The organism is Marinobacter salicampi (assembly GCF_011074795.1).
Classification (GTDB): domain Bacteria; phylum Pseudomonadota; class Gammaproteobacteria; order Pseudomonadales; family Oleiphilaceae; genus Marinobacter; species Marinobacter salicampi.
The window spans coordinates 88,951-103,147 of sequence record NZ_JAAMPF010000008.1; the positions used below are offsets into that span (position 1 = coordinate 88,951).

17 protein-coding genes are annotated in these 14,197 nt (G+C 58.6%); 8 read left to right on the forward strand and 9 right to left on the reverse strand.

The window, feature by feature from the left end; genetic code table 11:
• From tsaC to G7W63_RS03090, 6 genes are all read left to right on the forward strand, one after another.
• Entirely contained in the window at positions 1-576 is a 576-nt protein-coding gene (gene tsaC, locus G7W63_RS03065) for an L-threonylcarbamoyladenylate synthase type 1 TsaC (protein WP_166252975.1), read from the forward strand.
• A gap of 8 nt (positions 577-584) precedes the next feature.
• Positions 585-1,508 carry an oxygen-dependent coproporphyrinogen oxidase gene (gene hemF / locus G7W63_RS03070; RefSeq protein WP_166252978.1) on the forward strand — a complete coding sequence of 308 codons (924 nt, stop codon included), beginning with the start codon at positions 585-587 and terminating at the stop codon, positions 1,506-1,508.
• Positions 1,501-2,334, forward strand: a complete 834-nt coding sequence (aroE, locus tag G7W63_RS03075; RefSeq protein ID WP_166252981.1) for a shikimate dehydrogenase — start codon at positions 1,501-1,503, stop codon at positions 2,332-2,334. Before hemF ends, aroE begins: the two co-directional genes overlap by 8 nt.
• Before the next feature lie 107 nt (positions 2,335-2,441).
• A complete protein-coding gene (locus tag G7W63_RS03080) occupies positions 2,442-3,215 on the forward strand; it encodes a motility protein A (RefSeq protein WP_166252984.1) in 774 nt (257 codons plus the stop codon).
• A 3-nt stretch (positions 3,216-3,218) separates the two neighbouring features.
• The gene (locus G7W63_RS03085; protein ID WP_166252987.1) at positions 3,219-4,049 is read left to right on the forward strand and encodes a flagellar motor protein MotB; all 831 of its coding nucleotides are present in this window, start codon (positions 3,219-3,221) and stop codon (positions 4,047-4,049) included.
• A gap of 111 nt (positions 4,050-4,160) precedes the next feature.
• Positions 4,161-4,481 carry a PA4642 family protein gene (locus G7W63_RS03090; RefSeq protein ID WP_166252990.1) on the forward strand — a complete coding sequence of 107 codons (321 nt, stop codon included), beginning with the start codon at positions 4,161-4,163 and terminating at the stop codon, positions 4,479-4,481.
• Positions 4,482-4,519: 38 nt separating this feature from the next.
• Here the strand turns inward: G7W63_RS03090 and G7W63_RS03095 are convergent, their stop codons facing one another.
• Positions 4,520-4,975 carry an Hsp20/alpha crystallin family protein gene (locus G7W63_RS03095; RefSeq protein ID WP_166252993.1) on the reverse strand — a complete coding sequence of 152 codons (456 nt, stop codon included), beginning with the start codon at positions 4,973-4,975 and terminating at the stop codon, positions 4,520-4,522.
• 208 nt (positions 4,976-5,183) lie between these two features.
• Entirely contained in the window at positions 5,184-5,714 is a 531-nt protein-coding gene (locus G7W63_RS03100) for a gamma carbonic anhydrase family protein (protein ID WP_166252996.1), read from the reverse strand.
• An 87-nt stretch (positions 5,715-5,801) separates the two neighbouring features.
• On the opposite strand from G7W63_RS03100, the gene prlC reads away from it, so the two are divergent.
• Together prlC and G7W63_RS03110 are read left to right on the forward strand one after the other, a co-directional pair.
• On the forward strand, positions 5,802-7,847 hold the full coding sequence (prlC, locus tag G7W63_RS03105; protein ID WP_166252999.1) for an oligopeptidase A: 2,046 nt from the start codon (positions 5,802-5,804) through the stop codon (positions 7,845-7,847).
• A 59-nt stretch (positions 7,848-7,906) separates the two neighbouring features.
• Complete coding sequence (locus G7W63_RS03110) at positions 7,907-8,221, forward strand: YheV family putative zinc ribbon protein (RefSeq protein WP_166253002.1); 315 nt, start codon at positions 7,907-7,909, stop codon at positions 8,219-8,221.
• A 12-nt stretch (positions 8,222-8,233) separates the two neighbouring features.
• Here the strand turns inward: G7W63_RS03110 and G7W63_RS03115 are convergent, their stop codons facing one another.
• From G7W63_RS03115 to G7W63_RS03145, 7 genes are all read right to left on the reverse strand, one after another.
• Entirely contained in the window at positions 8,234-8,464 is a 231-nt protein-coding gene (locus G7W63_RS03115; protein WP_166253274.1) for a DUF1653 domain-containing protein, read from the reverse strand.
• 71 nt (positions 8,465-8,535) lie between these two features.
• Positions 8,536-8,922 (reverse strand): DoxX family protein, encoded by a 387-nt coding sequence (locus G7W63_RS03120; protein WP_166253005.1) that lies wholly within the window; start codon positions 8,920-8,922, stop codon positions 8,536-8,538.
• Between the two features lie 117 nt (positions 8,923-9,039).
• Positions 9,040-9,489, reverse strand: a complete 450-nt coding sequence (locus tag G7W63_RS03125; protein WP_166253008.1) for a group I truncated hemoglobin — start codon at positions 9,487-9,489, stop codon at positions 9,040-9,042.
• 17 nt (positions 9,490-9,506) lie between these two features.
• Positions 9,507-10,370: a DUF3034 family protein gene (locus G7W63_RS03130; protein WP_166253011.1), complete on the reverse strand. Its 864-nt coding sequence runs from the start codon at positions 10,368-10,370 to the stop codon at positions 9,507-9,509.
• Positions 10,367-12,748 carry a putative bifunctional diguanylate cyclase/phosphodiesterase gene (locus G7W63_RS03135; RefSeq protein WP_166253014.1) on the reverse strand — a complete coding sequence of 794 codons (2,382 nt, stop codon included), beginning with the start codon at positions 12,746-12,748 and terminating at the stop codon, positions 10,367-10,369. The genes G7W63_RS03130 and G7W63_RS03135 overlap by 4 nt, the downstream gene beginning before the upstream one ends.
• Positions 12,748-13,440 (reverse strand): cupredoxin domain-containing protein, encoded by a 693-nt coding sequence (locus G7W63_RS03140; protein ID WP_166253017.1) that lies wholly within the window; start codon positions 13,438-13,440, stop codon positions 12,748-12,750. The genes G7W63_RS03135 and G7W63_RS03140 overlap by 1 nt, the downstream gene beginning before the upstream one ends.
• Before the next feature lie 43 nt (positions 13,441-13,483).
• Positions 13,484-14,137, reverse strand: coding sequence for a hypothetical protein (locus G7W63_RS03145; protein ID WP_166253020.1), 654 nt, complete (start codon positions 14,135-14,137; stop codon positions 13,484-13,486).
• Positions 14,138-14,197: the final 60 nt, after the last annotated feature.

Genomic DNA, 14,197 nt, shown 5'->3' on the forward strand with positions numbered 1-14,197 from the left:
ATGACCCAATCGTTTTCACCTCTGACCTCCTGGCACATCTACCAGGCCCGGTCCGCGCTCAGGCATGGCCAGGTTATTGCCTATCCCACTGAGGCGGTCTGGGGCCTTGGCTGCGATCCCTGGGATGAGGGCGCCGTCAAGCAGGTGCTTGAGCTCAAGGAAAGACCGGCCCACAAGGGCCTGATCCTGGTGGCCGGTTCCCTGGACCAGGTCAGGTTCCTACTCGATCCTTTACCGGCCGAACTCCAGGCCCGGGCCCGGGAGCACTGGCCCGGCCCGGTCACCTGTCTGCTGCCGGACGTTCAGGACCAGGTGCCCAGGCTTGTCAAAGGCCAGCATGAATCCATTGCCGTGCGGGTGAGTGCTCATGGTGTGGTCAGGGCTCTGTGCCAGGCCGCCGGCCGGCCGCTGGTTTCGACTTCCTGTAATCCCGCCGGGCATGAGCCTGCGCGCCGGTCCTGGCAGGTCAGGCGCTATTTCAGCCCGGAAGAAGTTCATCTGGTTCCGGGTGCAGTTGGCGGTGCACGTAACCCGAGCCGGATCCTGGATATTATGACCGGCCAATGGCTTCGCTAGGAGACCCTATGTCCAGCCCCGACATCGAAGCAGTACGTAAGTATTTACTTACGTTGCAGAGCAATATCTGCAAAGAACTTTCCCAGCTCGATGGAAAAAAAGAGTTTGTTGAAGAGCGCTGGAGCAGGCCCGAGGGCGGTGGTGGTATCAGCCGGGTAATAAGTGACGGCGAGGTGATCGAGAAAGGCGGCGTCAACTTTTCCCATGTCATGGGCGACACCATGCCACCCTCGGCTACTGCCCACAGGCCCCAGCTTGCCGGCGCACCCTGGCAGGCCATGGGTGTATCACTGGTTATTCACCCCCACAACCCCTACGCTCCGACTTCCCATGCCAACGTCCGGTTTTTCGTGGCGACACCGCCGGACAGTGAGCCGGTCTGGTGGTTTGGCGGCGGTTATGACCTGACGCCCTACTACGGTTTTGACGTCGACTGTGTGCACTGGCATAAAACCGCCCGCCAGGCCTGTGAACCTTTTGGCGATCGCGTATACGAGGATTTCAAGCGCTGGTGCGACGAGTATTTCTATCTGCGCCATCGCAACGAGCCGAGAGGCATCGGTGGGCTATTCTTTGACGACCATAACACCGGAGATTTTGACCGGGATTTTGCGTTTATGCAGGCTGTGGGCGATAGCTATATTGAAGCTTACAAGCCCATCCTGGCGGCCAGAAAAAACCACGACTATGGGGAGCGTGAGCGGGACTTCCAGCTCTACCGTCGCGGTCGCTACGTGGAGTTCAACCTGGTCTACGACCGGGGCACACTGTTCGGCCTGCAGTCCGGCGGGCGCACTGAGTCTATCCTGATGTCGCTGCCGCCATTGGTACGCTGGGACTACAATCGGTTGCCAGAGCCGGGCAGTGCCGAAGCGGCCCTTACCGAGCACTACCTGACCGCCCGAAATTGGCTGGAGGATAACCATGACTGATGACCTTTACGCGGTGGTGGGTAACCCCATCAGCCATAGCAAGTCGCCGTGGATTCATAGCCGGTTTGCCGCCCAGGCCGGCGAAGCAATCGAATATACAGCGATCCAGGCTCCGCTGGAAAAGTTCGCTGATACTGTCGAGGCCTTTTTCAGCCGGGGCGGTAAAGGCCTGAATGTCACCGTACCGTTCAAGCAGGAAGCCTGGGCCATGGCGACCCGGAGAACGCAAAGGGCAGAAAAGGCCGGTGCCGCCAATACGCTGTTTATTGACAGTGAAGGTTCACTTACCGCTGATAACACGGATGGCAAGGGCCTTGTGCAGGACCTGACCGTTAACAACCAGATTGAGCTGGCCGGAAAGCGGGTGCTTATTCTGGGTGCCGGCGGTGCCGTCCGGGGTGTGCTGGGGCCTGTGCTGGCCGAACGGCCGGCGGCCCTGTTCATTGCCAACCGGACCCCAACAAAGGCGGCTCAACTGGTGGAGCTGTTCCGGACCGAGGCCGGGGAAACCGTCCTGGGCGGGGGTGGATCCACCGATCCCGAAGGTGTATTTGATGTCATCATTAATGGCACCAGCGCCAGCCTTCAGGGTGACCTTCCGCCCCTGTCCTCTGAACTGGTGGGGCCAGCGACCCAAGGTTACGACATGATGTACTCCCACGAGGTCACACCCTTTAACCGGTGGATACGCGACCACGGCGGCAAGCTGGGAACCGACGGGGTCGGGATGCTGGTGGAGCAGGCGGCAGAATCATTCCACGTCTGGCGCGGCATCCGCCCCGATACTGCGCCGGTTATCGCAGCCTTGAGGTCTGGTGCAGGCTGATCGGGAATTCTTGGTCTATTCTTGAGGTCCAGATGGCCTGATATGGGTATCGGAAGGCTCCAAGAGCTCGCAGTTTCCAAGAGATATTACATGGCCAGAGGTATTACATGGACATCCTGACCCTGGTGGGCCTGATTGCCGGCATTGTTATCGTGTTGCTGGCCATGCTTGCCAACGCCAGCCTGCTCACTTTCATGAACCTGCCGGGCCTGGCCATTGTCCTGGGCGGCACCCTGGCAGTGACCCTGATCAAGTTTCGACTGCACACGGTCGTGAGTTCCTTCCGCCTGGCGTTCGCCACTGCCTTCAAGGACCGGGTGGAAAAACCGGTTGATCTCATTCAGGAAGTCAGTGCCTTGGCGCGGGTTGTCCGCAAGGAAGGTATCCTGGGCCTGGAAAGCCACCATACGGAGAACGAGTTTCTTCGCAAAGGCATTAACCTGTGCGTCGACGGTCATCCCCCTGAATTGATTACCGAAGCCCTGACCCAGGACATTCAACAGACCATGGAGCGGTATGAGGTGGCGGAGCGAGTCTTCCGCGGCATTGGCGAGTCAGCGCCTGCCATTGGCATGCTGGGCACCTTGGTTGGCCTTGTGCAGATGCTCAACACCCTTGATGACCCGGCCTCCATAGGGCCAGCCATGGCAATCGCGCTTCTCACCACGCTTTATGGCGCTTTTCTGGCGCAGCTGGTGGCTTTGCCGCTGGCGGACAAACTGCAGCTCAAGGCCGAGGACGAGCAGCGCAACCGGCTGCTGATAGCCACCAGCATCGAGAACATCATGCAGGGTCAGAACCCCCGGGTAATGACCGAATTGCTATCCGCCTTCATTACACCTGACCAGCGCATGGCCCTGGCCCGGGAGCGGGAGGCCTGAGCCATGGCGGTCCTGTTGGCCAAACGCAAGCGGAGCCCCCGGGGCGCACCCTCCTGGATCGTGACCTTTGCCGATCTGGCCACGCTGCTGCTGACGTTTTTTATTTTATTGCTGTCATTTGCTGAAATGGACATTGAAAAATATCGCGCCATGGCCAATTCCATGTCGGTGGCCTTCGGCAGCGATAATGTTCTGGCTGACGATAAGGGTGGCTCTCCCCTTACCCTGATCGAAAGCGACTCGGTTTCGTTGCCGGACCCGGGTAATGCGTTGGAAGATCAGCCCGAGTTCATTGACGAGCGGGGTGCCAATGGCCCCCGGACAAGGGTCCCTGAGGGTATTGTGGAGCTCGCCTCACGACTGATTCGGGAATTGGAGGCCGAGGTGGCCTCGGAAGCGCTGACGGTCAACTACGATACCGAGAAGGTCGTTATCCGATTCTCCGAGGACGCCACCTTTCGCTCCGGGGAAGCCGCCATCAAGCCGGAGATGATTCCCATCATTGAGCGTGTGGTGGAGGTTCTGGCGGTCTGCAGCGGCGAGGTACTGGTGGCCGGCTACAGCGACGACCGTCCGGTCGCCAGCGGGCGCTACCGGTCAAACTGGGACCTGTCAGCGGCCCGAGCGGTGTCCGTGGTCCATGAACTGGTACTCAACCGGCAGGTGTCCGCGGACCGTGTGACGGCGGCAGGTCGGGCCGAAACCAATCCCCTGGTGCCCAATGACAGCGCCGAGAACCGGGCTCGTAATCGACGGGTTGAGATCGCCATCAGGGATCCCGAGTGCATGGCTGCCACAGATACACAGAGTCCTGCGGTGGAAATTTTGCCCTGACGGGGCCTTATAGCTCAGGGTGAATACCTCAGATTCAATTCATATAACATAACATCCGGTAGCCCGTTATACTGTCGCCCCTTAATACGCAGGCGAGATGAGAGCAAGACCATGAGCGGACCGGAAAAACCGAAGGTTATCGGGGAAGAATGGAGCGATGAGCGAATAAAGAGCTTTCTCTTCCTAAGCCCCTATGACGCCCGAATCAATCCGGACTTCCATGTTCTGATCAAGGCCTACCAAGCCATGAGGGCATTTGACTTTGCTCGCTTCGTGGACTTTTTCACCGAAGCGGGTCGTGATCTCAATGCCAGAAATGAACTGGGCCAGACCATCCTGGACCATGTAAGCGAACACCGGCGAAGTGTGCAATACGCCGAGATCCTGCGGGCGGCGGGCGCGAAAAAAGCAGCAGAACTGGACCAGGCCTGACCTGATCCAGTTCTGCCAGCCAGTCACTCAGATCTGGCTCAATCCACATCCACTTCGATGGCCTTGGGCTCGGCCGGTTCCGTTTTGGCCAGGGTGAGGGTCAGTATGCCATCCCGGAAGCTGGCCTTGATACTGTCCTCGTCGACATTGTCGGGCAGCGTGAAACGCCTCAGAAATTTCCCATAAATCCGCTCTACCCGGTGCTGCCGGTCATCTGAGGTATCTTCTTCTTTCTTGCGTTCGCCCTGGATGCTCAGAACACCATCCTGAACCGTTACCTTGACGTCATCCTTGCTAAGGCCAGGAAGTTCAGCGGCGATCTCGAAATGCTCGGAATTCTCTTTTATGTCAACTGCGGGAGCCCAGTCGCTTCGGCTGAACAGATCCTTGCCTTCCCGCTCGCCATTCGGATTACTGACCCCAAAGTAACGGTTGTACCTGTCCAGCAGATCCTCGAACTCGGAAATCGGATTCCAGCGTGTGATGTTTGCCATAGTGAAACTCCTCCTAGAAGTACTGAGATCAATGTTTGATATCAGCGTTGCCCGGGGAACAGCTCCACATCTTCAGGGTAACCCCGATGCTTGCTTCCTGTTAGATGAGAGCGCGAGGGGAAAATTCAAGAGGCCGGCACAAAACAAAATTCGAGTAAAAAATATTCAAAAATAAAGGTCTGAAAACCAAAAGCTCGAAAGCCAAAAGCTATTTTAGATATTCATTTTTTAGATGGACGTAATTGGCGGCCGTATAGACAAAAAAACCACGTTCCTGGTCGGATAGCCGGCGGGCCTGACGGCACGGAGAACCCATATACAGATAGCCTGACGCCAGGGTCTTGCCTGGGGGCACCAGACTGCCGGCGCCGATGATGACTTCGTCCTCCACCACTGCCCCGTCCATTATGATGGCGCCCATGCCAATCAGTACCCGGCTGCCGATGGTGCAGCCATGCAACAGGGCTTTGTGGCCAACGGTGACGTCATTACCCAGGGAGGTGGGCCAGCCGCCAGGGTTGTAATCGCTGGCGTGGGTGATGTGGACCACGGTTCCGTCCTGAAGGCTACAGCGGGCCCCAATGCGGATTTTATGCATATCGCCCCGAATGACCGTCAGGGGCCATACCGAACAGTCGTCGCCCAGAATAACATCTCCGATCACCACAGCGCTGGGGTCCACCCAGGTGCGCGAACCGATTTTTGGCGTGTTACCCTTGTGAGTACGTAAATGTGCCATTACATATACCTTATCGATGTCCGTATGTAGAACAGATGAGATTTACACTCAAGCTACCTGACATTTAAAAGACTGAGAAGGGACCCTATGAACAATCCGTTGTTGACCGATGAGCTTCTGCCGCGCTTCGACCATGTCCGTACCGAACACATGGAGCCGGCGATTGATCAGATCCTCAGTGAGAACAGGGTCAAAATCCAGTCGCTGGCGACCCAGGAGGACCCGAGCTGGCATACCCTCGCGCTGCCGATGCAGGGTCTGGATGACCATCTGAACAACGCCTGGTCTGTGATCTCCCATCTCAACAGCGTGATGAATTCCGATGAGCTGCGTAAGGTTTACAAGAGCTGCCTCGACAAGCTGACCGAGTACAGCACCGAACTGAGCCAGAACGAAACCCTGTGTGAGGCCTACAAGAAGCTTGCAGCCCGGGACGATTTCAGTGATTTGAGCCAGGCCCAGCAAAAAGCCATCGAAAACACCCTCCGTGATTTCCATCTTGGCGGCGTCGACCTGCCCGCCGAGGATAAAGCCCGATACGCCGAGCTGAAAATGGAGCTGGCGGATCTGGGTAATCGCTTCAGTGACAATGTGCTGGACGCCACCCAGCACTGGAACCGCCATATTACCGATGCCGACGAGCTGGCGGGTCTGCCGGAAACAGCCCTGGCCGGGGCCCGGCAGGCTGCCAAGCAGCGTGACCTTGACGGCTACCTGATTACCCTGGATTTTCCCAGCTTTCACCCGGTCATGACCTACTGCGATAACCGGGATCTACGCCGGGAGGTCTACGAGGCCTTTGTCACACGGGCCTCAGATATGGGACCTGATGCGGGCACCTGGGACAATACCCCGGTTATGGCCGAGATTCTCAAGCGCCGGCATGCTCTGGCACAACTGCTGGGCTTCGATAACTACGCCCAGCGTTCCCTGGAAACCAAGATGGCCCGCACCACTGATGAGGTGCTGGATTTTCTGAACCAGCTGGCCGACAAATCTAAGCCGGTTGCGCAAAAAGACATCGAGGACCTCAAGGCCTTTGCCCGGGACGAGCACGGCGTTGACGAATTGGAAGCCTGGGATATCGGCTATTACAGTGAGAAGCTGCGCCAGCAGCGTTACGACATTTCACCGGAGACGCTGCGCCCATGGTTTCCGGCAGACAAGGTAGTATCGGGTCTGTTCAAGGTCACTGAGCGCCTGTTCGGCGTCCAAATTGAAGCCAAGACCGACTGTGAAACCTGGCACGAGGACGTGACCGCCTACTGCATCAGCCGGGACGGCGAGCCGGTGGCCTACTTCTACCTGGATCCCTTTGCCCGCCAGGGCAAGCGGGGTGGCGCATGGATGGCCGACTGCCGGGTCCGGTGGCGCAACCTGCGCGGCCATGTACAGCTGCCGGTGGCGTTCCTGACCTGCAACTTCACCCCGCCGGTCGATGGCCAACCCTCCCTGCTGACCCATGATGAGGTCACCACCCTGTTCCATGAGTTCGGCCACGGTCTGCACCATATGCTGACTCAGGTGGACGTAGCCGATGTCTCTGGCATCAATGGGGTGGCCTGGGATGCTGTGGAGCTACCTAGTCAGTTCCTGGAAAACTGGTGCTGGCACCCTGACTCCCTGGCATTGATTGCCTCGCACCATGAGACAGGCGAACCCTTGCCCCAGGATCTGCTGGACAAACTGCTGGCGGCCAAGAACTTCCAGGCTGGAATGCAGCTGGTTCGCCAGCTGGAGTTCTCGTTGTTTGATTTCCGGTTGCACGCCGAATTCACGCCCGATGCGCCGACCAATCCCCTGGATACCCATCGTCAGGTCCGGGACGAGATCGCGGTCATCAAAACGCCCGAGTTCAACCGCTTCCCGAACAGCTTTTCCCACATCTTTGCCGGAGGTTACGCTGCCGGCTACTACAGCTACAAATGGGCGGAAGTTCTGGCAGCGGATGCGTTCTCGCTGTTCGAGGAACGAGGTATTTTTGACCCGGAGACCGGCAGGTCATTTCTGGAGAACATCCTGGAGAAGGGCGGCTCCCGCGAGCCCATGGAGTTGTTCAAGGCATTCCGCGGCCGGGAGCCGAAGGTCGACGCCTTGCTCCGCCAGACCGGCATTGCCTCGGAAGCGGCCTGACCTGAACCGGGCTGGGCAAGGTAGATCTTGCCCAGCCCACTGATTATGGAGTAGTCCTCATGGCGACCCCGAAACGTTTTATAGCCGGCGCTGTCTGTCCCCGTTGCGCGGAAATGGACAAGATCACTATGTATACAACGGAGGAAGGCCAGTTCCGGGAGTGTGTCGCCTGTGGCTTTGCTGACAAGGAGGGTGAGTCGAATACGCCGGCTGAGGGTGCCACAGCGGCGGAACTGCCAGCTGCCGAACTGTCTGTTGCCGAACTATCTGTTAGCGAACTACAGACCCGCGTGAATACCCGCAAGAACACTGATGATCATACGGTCAAGCAGGTCGTGTTTTTCAAGGCAGGGGGGGACAGTGCCGATGACTGACCCGATGGTGTTCTAGCTGTCCTCGGACGCGCCGATGAAGGCAAACCGTGGCACCTGCTCCCCAGCCACCTCGACGGTTTCTCTGAACATGGCCAGCGGCCTGACCCATAGGCTGTGATCGCCATACAGGCAGCGATAGACCACCATATATTCCTCGGTTTCACTATGCCGAGCTGTTCCAATGACCTCGTAGTTTCTGCCCTTGTAGTGGCGGTAAACGCCGGGCTTCAGGTTCGCTGGCATCGCGTCTTTCTCCACAGTTTCCGCAGTTGGCAGGGTGCCGGCAATGGCTGTCACATGGCCTTTTTCATGACCTAGCTTTTAAGCTTGTAACGCCCGGGGCCCAGGAACACAAGCGCCAGTGCGATAAACAGGAAGAAACCCTGCAGTTCCAGCGACCAGCCGCCGGAGCCGGCCAGGCTCATCAACTGGTGGCCGTGTGCCAGAGCAATGGCGACCAGCATGTTGAATACGATCAGTAGGGCGCCGATCCGGGTGTGGTAGCCCAGGATAACCATGAGGGGCGCAATCAGCTCGCCAATGAAAACGCCGTAAGCGAAAAAGCCGGGAATACCATGGGCCGATAACATGGCTTCTATGCCACTGACGCCGTTAAACAGTTTGGCCACGCCGTGGAACAGCATCAGGCCGCCCAGGGTCAGCCTGATGATCAGCTTTCCAAGATCTGTATTCTCTAACAACGTGATGATTTCCTGATTTGAAAAAATGGGATGACGACTGCCCCGTGAGTCTGGGCACTATTCTGGCGGCCAAGCTTATCGTGGGCCTTGCCGCGAAACCAGCCCGGTGTCGGGACACTAGGGTGCAACAATGTCCCCATGCATGGGGGCGAGCTGTGCCAGCAACTGATTCTGGGCTGCGGTGGAGATGCCGTTGCGCTCCAGAGCCAGTACCAGGTTCTCGACCAGGGCATTGAACTGGGTTTCGGTAATGGCCATGGCCTGGTGGGATTCTGCCATGGAACGGCCCGTGTAACGGCAGGGCCCACCGGCAAGCCCACAGATCTGGTCACTCAGCCTGGAATGAAAGCGGTTCACGTCCAGGCCCCGGAACTGGAAAGCAATTCGGGTGTCATCGACGATCAGGTACATAAGGTCTTCCACAATGGCTTCTATACCTGCCCGCTGGCCCAGAGCGTCGTATAGATTAGCATCCCGTTCTGCCCCCGCTTCACCGGTGACCGGAGTCTGACAGGCCGTCAGCAGGACAGCCAGAAAACAGCCGGAAATAAGCCGTATGAACGTCACCAGAGATACTCCATCAGCTAGAAACTGCCCTGTAAGGAAAGATACACGCCGCGCTGGTCGGGTAGCCCCGCGATCCCGCCGAGATCAACAAAAGCGGCGGTCACGGCGAGTCGACGATCGGGCACCCAGGCCACAAACAGATCATGCCAGTCATCTTCTTCAGCAAAGCTGAGGTTGTCTGGTTTCTGGCGATACTCCACCCCGGCCAGCCAGTGCCGGTTCATAAACAGGGCCACACTGGCCTCCAGCATGAGTTCGTGGGCCCGGCTTCGGTCACCCCCGAAACCCAGCAGGCCCCCCTGGTTAGCCCGGGTACCACGGGCGGTCAGGTTAACCAGCAGGTTGCGGCTGGCGAGCGCTGCGAAAAACAGCTTGCTGCCACTGAGGTAGATGTCGGTGCCACTCTCATCCCGCGCCCCTACCGCGGATGGTACGGTGAAATGGCGGTTGCGTTTATGCTGAAGCCCCAGGGACCACTGGCCATAGGTGCCATAAAGGACATCTCCGGCCAGCCGGGCCTTGGCACCGAAAATATCCTGTGCCAGTTCATCCTGTCCCAGGGTGGCGCCCAGAGTACCCAGGTCCAGAGTCTGGCGGCCTGCGCTCAATTCCAGGCGGTTACGCCAGTTAACGGTGACGCCGGCAAATCCCAGGGTGAAGTCGTCCACTTCTGCGCGACTCAGCGCCAGGGTTCCGCCCCACTCCTCGTCGCTGGCATAGCCGCTGAGCAGTGCCCAGGGCACAAGACCGCCGCCGGCGGTGCCCTCAATGGTCGTTACGCCCCCCGTGGCCCACAGGCGGCTGCCGGGCGCACCTTGCACATGAGTTGCGAGCGCCAGCACCAGTATCATTGCCATAGGCAGATCCCGTGCCAGCGTCATGTACCACCACCTTCGGGCTCAGTTTCCGGCGCCAGTTCCCCGGCCCGGAGACAAAATTCGCCGGCCCAGTCGGAGAGCAGTTCCGGCTTCATGGGCCGGCCCAGATAGAAGCCCTGGGCCATATCACATCCCCACTGTTGCAGGAGATGCCAGCTCACCGGATCTTCGATACCCTCGGCCACCACACGCAGACCCAGGCGGTGGGCCATATCGATGGTGGACTGCACAATGAGCTGGTCCTGGAGCTCAGTAGCAAGCTTGAGCACGAAGGATTTGTCGATCTTGAGCTCATCAACGGGCAGGGACCGCAGTTGAGCCAGGGACGAGTAGCCGGTGCCAAAATCATCAATGGAAATCCTGAAACCCAGGCCCCGGAGTTTTTCCAGGGTCTGAATAGCGAGGCCGGCATCCAACATCACGGCACTTTCTGTTACCTCGAAGGTGATGCGCTCCCGGTGGTCCTGCCAGCTGGCGAAGGTGGAGATCACCATGTCAGCCAGAGAGCGATTGGTCAGGTCCAGAGCCGAAAGGTTAATGGCTACCCCAATATCCAGCCCCGCCTTGCGCCAGACACACGCATCATCGGCGATGCAGCGGAGGATAAAGCCGGTCAACTGGTGGATCTGGCCTGAGCGCTCGGCCAGGAGGATGAATTCGTCTGGATTGACAAAGCCCAGCTCAGGATGATGCCAGCGCACCAGAGCCTCTACCTGATGAAGCTCTACAGTCTGGAGGGTGATCTTGGGCTGGTAATGCATGAACAGATCGCCATTGGCCATGGCTGGATGCAGGTCTCTGATCAGGCGTAATTCGCGCAAATGGCTCTCATCGCCACCGGGCCGATAAAAAGCAATCTGGTGGTCGGCTTGGGGGGCGATTTCCATGGTCAGGTTGAGTCGCCGGCGGACTTCATCCGGTGTCGCGCCCTGTTCCGGCAGGCTGATGACCGCCACGTGTATCTGTAGATGTATCGGGGTGTTGTAGACCACCACACAATCTTCGGTATGGGCTTTCAGTCGCATGATCAGGTGTTCCAGCTGATCGCGGCTATGGTTGGGAACCAGTGCCATGAACTCGTTGCCGCCTGTTCGCCCGAAGTGACATTGGGGGGGTAGCTGTCCGCGCAGGCGCAGCCCGGTGGCGATAATAACCTGGTCCCCGAAGGCGAACCCGAGGGTATCATTGACAGCCTTGAAGTCCGCCAGCGCAAACGCAAGGGCGAAAACCGGCGTTTGCTGTCTGAGGAACTTGGCCAGTTGCGCATCAATGGCCTTGCGGTTCTGCAGGCCTGTCAGCTCGTCATGCAGGGCTTTGTGTTCAAGGCGGTGCTCACGCTCCCTTATCCGGAGCAGCATTTCCATAAGCGCCCTTTTCAACACGCCAAGCTCGCCGCCGGGGCTGACTTTTGGCGGAGTTGCCGGCCGTCCTTCGCCAATGGCACTGGCGAAATTGGCCAGCTCCAGTACCGGTCGCCCGAATGCCCGGGCCGTGGCCAGCACCAGAACCCCCGCCACCCCAAGCGCTGCCAATACGATAATGCCGATCTCCTTGGCCAGGGTGTAGTAGTTATCCAGGGCGGCGTCGCGACTGCTAAGCATCACAATATGAATGGCTTGGCTGGGGTCCCGGTTTACCGTCATCGACTGGCTGAAGTAAGGCCCGCTTTCAAGCAATGTCCGGGTCGAGCCGCCGCTGGTCGATCGGGCGAGGGTATCCATCAATGCGGCATCAAACGAAGCCGGCGGCAGACTGCTGGCCAGAATGTTGACCCGGTTTCCGTTCTTGTACTGGAACACCACGTCGCTGGCCGTGAGGTCGCTGATTGCCCCGGCTAGCGCATCGTCAAGCAGAAAGCCGGCGATCAGCCAGGCCTTCAGTCCGGCGCCTTGGACCGGTACCACAATCAGCTGGTACGCTCGCCCCTGCCAGAGTTGAATATCGTCGGCGTAGCCGTCGTTCCGGGCTTCTGCAAGCAGCTCCTGGAAAGGCGTCGGGGTGCCGGAGCTCATAAGATCCGGGCCAGCCACGACAAGGCCCTGGTTATTGGCCAGCACGGCCATGTCTGCCTTGGCCCGGGCGCTGTGGTTGTCCAGGGCACTGGTCATGGTGGGCAGATCACCGCTGGCGACAGCTGAGCGGAAACCAAAGTCCTCCACCAGCACCTTCAGGCGCGACGCCAGCAATTCGGTCCGGCGCGCCAGAACCTCTCTGGCGACGCCATCGGCAATGTTGAGTTGCTCCCGGGCCCTGGATTTTTCCGCTTCGAACAGATTCAGCAGCAGCAGGCCAGCGATACCGATGACGGTAATAAGCACGATGGCGAGCATGGTGATCAGCAGGCGGGCACGAAAACCCAGCAATATCCGGGGATACGGCATCACAGCTCCCGGAAGCGTTTTTGCAGGCCCTCAAGGCCGGAAATCCCTGGTTTTTTTGGAACAAGGTCCAGGACCACCCTGTGTCGAACAGGCCAGGGACCGCTCAGGACCCAGGGCTCACTGGCAGTATTGTCTGCAAGCCGCGAATGCCAGACCTTTACCTGGAGTTCGCCGGCAGAGCTCATGAGTTCTGCCGGAACCTCAAGGCGGGCAATGCCGGCGGCACCAGATCTGGCCACATGAGCGCTGTCTGTCACGACAATGAAAGCCTGCATCTGGTCGTGGATGTTGCAGCCGAGCTCAACCACTCCCGGTTTGTCGAACAGAACAGGGGCCTCCGGTTGGTCGGCATAGAGCTCGATATTAAAGGGCTTTGGCGTCGAAAACGAATACACATGGTGCTGGGTATTGTCGTTATTGGGAAAGGCCACTTCGGCGCCCTGGGGAATCACTGTCAACGCAGGATCAAACGCCCGGTTCATTTGGGACACCGTAAAGAGCCCGGGTCCGGTTGAAGCTTTGGTGTCGACTTCCCCCTGGCGGGCTCGGGAATTTACTTCAACCACGACCACAACATCAGGCAGGGGGGCGCCGGTTTCGTCTCCGAACCTAAGCTCGACAGTGCCAGCGAGACTGGGCGGGACCCAGGCAAGCATCAATCCAGACACAAAACTGCGGATGCTAAGTGACATGCATGCTCTCTTACGTACTCGCTGCGGCACGTCTTCCTTAACTTCAGGTCAGGTCCTTCGGTCCGAGATTGAACTGTATGCGGTTGCGCAGCAACAGGTTTTCCCAATATTCCCGCATCCAGTCCCAGGCTGCATGCTTAACCTGTTCTACGAAGGGATCCAGATTCAGTTCATAGTAATCGGGGGTGCCCGCTATCTGGAGTACAGTAATGGTGATCGATTGGTCTAGCTCGTTGGCGAAGGGCTCGCCTATGAGCTGGTGAGCCAGCAGGTTCGCCTGGGTGGCTTCGATGTCGACCAGCTTGCCGCTTCGGATGGAATGATTGTTGTCGTTCATCTCTTCCATCAGCCGGTGACACAGGTAAGCCCGTATGAGCAGGCCGTCCAGGCCGTCGTAACGCGCCAGCAGAACGGAAGGCTGGGTGAAATACCGGGTAGCGGCCTGAATAAAGGGTGCGAACAGCTCCAGAATATCTGCCTCGCGCGCGCAGGCCTCCACGCACTCAATGAGTCGCGGGGCCATTTCGATGTATTCCACGGCAAACTGGAACAGGCAGGTCGCGGGCTGGCTGCAGTCCACTTCGATAGTGGCAGGAAGCCCGTCTGCTTTTGCCTGAAGCTGTCGCAGAAATGTTCCCGACCTCGCCTCACGACGACGAGCCTGGTCGATGATGTCCAAAACTGCCGCTGGTGTCATGTCAGGAGATGCCGGTGTGTGCACTGAAAAGGGTCGCAACGCGCCTCCACGATCCTTAGC

What these genes read in the sequence shown, in the direction of transcription:
- G7W63_RS03085 (WP_166252987.1), top strand. Translation starts at nt 3,219, where the DNA reads ATGGCGGTCCTGTTGGCCAAACGCAAGCGGAGCCCCCGGGGCGCACCC.
- hemF (WP_166252978.1), top strand. Translation starts at nt 585, where the DNA reads ATGTCCAGCCCCGACATCGAAGCAGTACGTAAGTATTTACTTACGTTG.
- G7W63_RS03090 (WP_166252990.1), top strand. Translation starts at nt 4,161, where the DNA reads ATGAGCGGACCGGAAAAACCGAAGGTTATCGGGGAAGAATGGAGCGAT.
- G7W63_RS03080 (WP_166252984.1), top strand. Translation starts at nt 2,442, where the DNA reads ATGGACATCCTGACCCTGGTGGGCCTGATTGCCGGCATTGTTATCGTG.
- prlC (WP_166252999.1), top strand. Translation starts at nt 5,802, where the DNA reads ATGAACAATCCGTTGTTGACCGATGAGCTTCTGCCGCGCTTCGACCAT.
- G7W63_RS03135 (WP_166253014.1), bottom strand. Translation starts at nt 12,748, where the DNA reads ATGCCGTATCCCCGGATATTGCTGGGTTTTCGTGCCCGCCTGCTGATC.
- G7W63_RS03145 (WP_166253020.1), bottom strand. Translation starts at nt 14,137, where the DNA reads ATGACACCAGCGGCAGTTTTGGACATCATCGACCAGGCTCGTCGTCGT.
- tsaC (WP_166252975.1), top strand. Translation starts at nt 1, where the DNA reads ATGACCCAATCGTTTTCACCTCTGACCTCCTGGCACATCTACCAGGCC.
- aroE (WP_166252981.1), top strand. Translation starts at nt 1,501, where the DNA reads ATGACTGATGACCTTTACGCGGTGGTGGGTAACCCCATCAGCCATAGC.
- G7W63_RS03095 (WP_166252993.1), bottom strand. Translation starts at nt 4,975, where the DNA reads ATGGCAAACATCACACGCTGGAATCCGATTTCCGAGTTCGAGGATCTG.
- G7W63_RS03100 (WP_166252996.1), bottom strand. Translation starts at nt 5,714, where the DNA reads ATGGCACATTTACGTACTCACAAGGGTAACACGCCAAAAATCGGTTCG.
- G7W63_RS03110 (WP_166253002.1), top strand. Translation starts at nt 7,907, where the DNA reads ATGGCGACCCCGAAACGTTTTATAGCCGGCGCTGTCTGTCCCCGTTGC.
- G7W63_RS03115 (WP_166253274.1), bottom strand. Translation starts at nt 8,464, where the DNA reads ATGCCAGCGAACCTGAAGCCCGGCGTTTACCGCCACTACAAGGGCAGA.
- G7W63_RS03140 (WP_166253017.1), bottom strand. Translation starts at nt 13,440, where the DNA reads ATGTCACTTAGCATCCGCAGTTTTGTGTCTGGATTGATGCTTGCCTGG.
- G7W63_RS03130 (WP_166253011.1), bottom strand. Translation starts at nt 10,370, where the DNA reads ATGACGCTGGCACGGGATCTGCCTATGGCAATGATACTGGTGCTGGCG.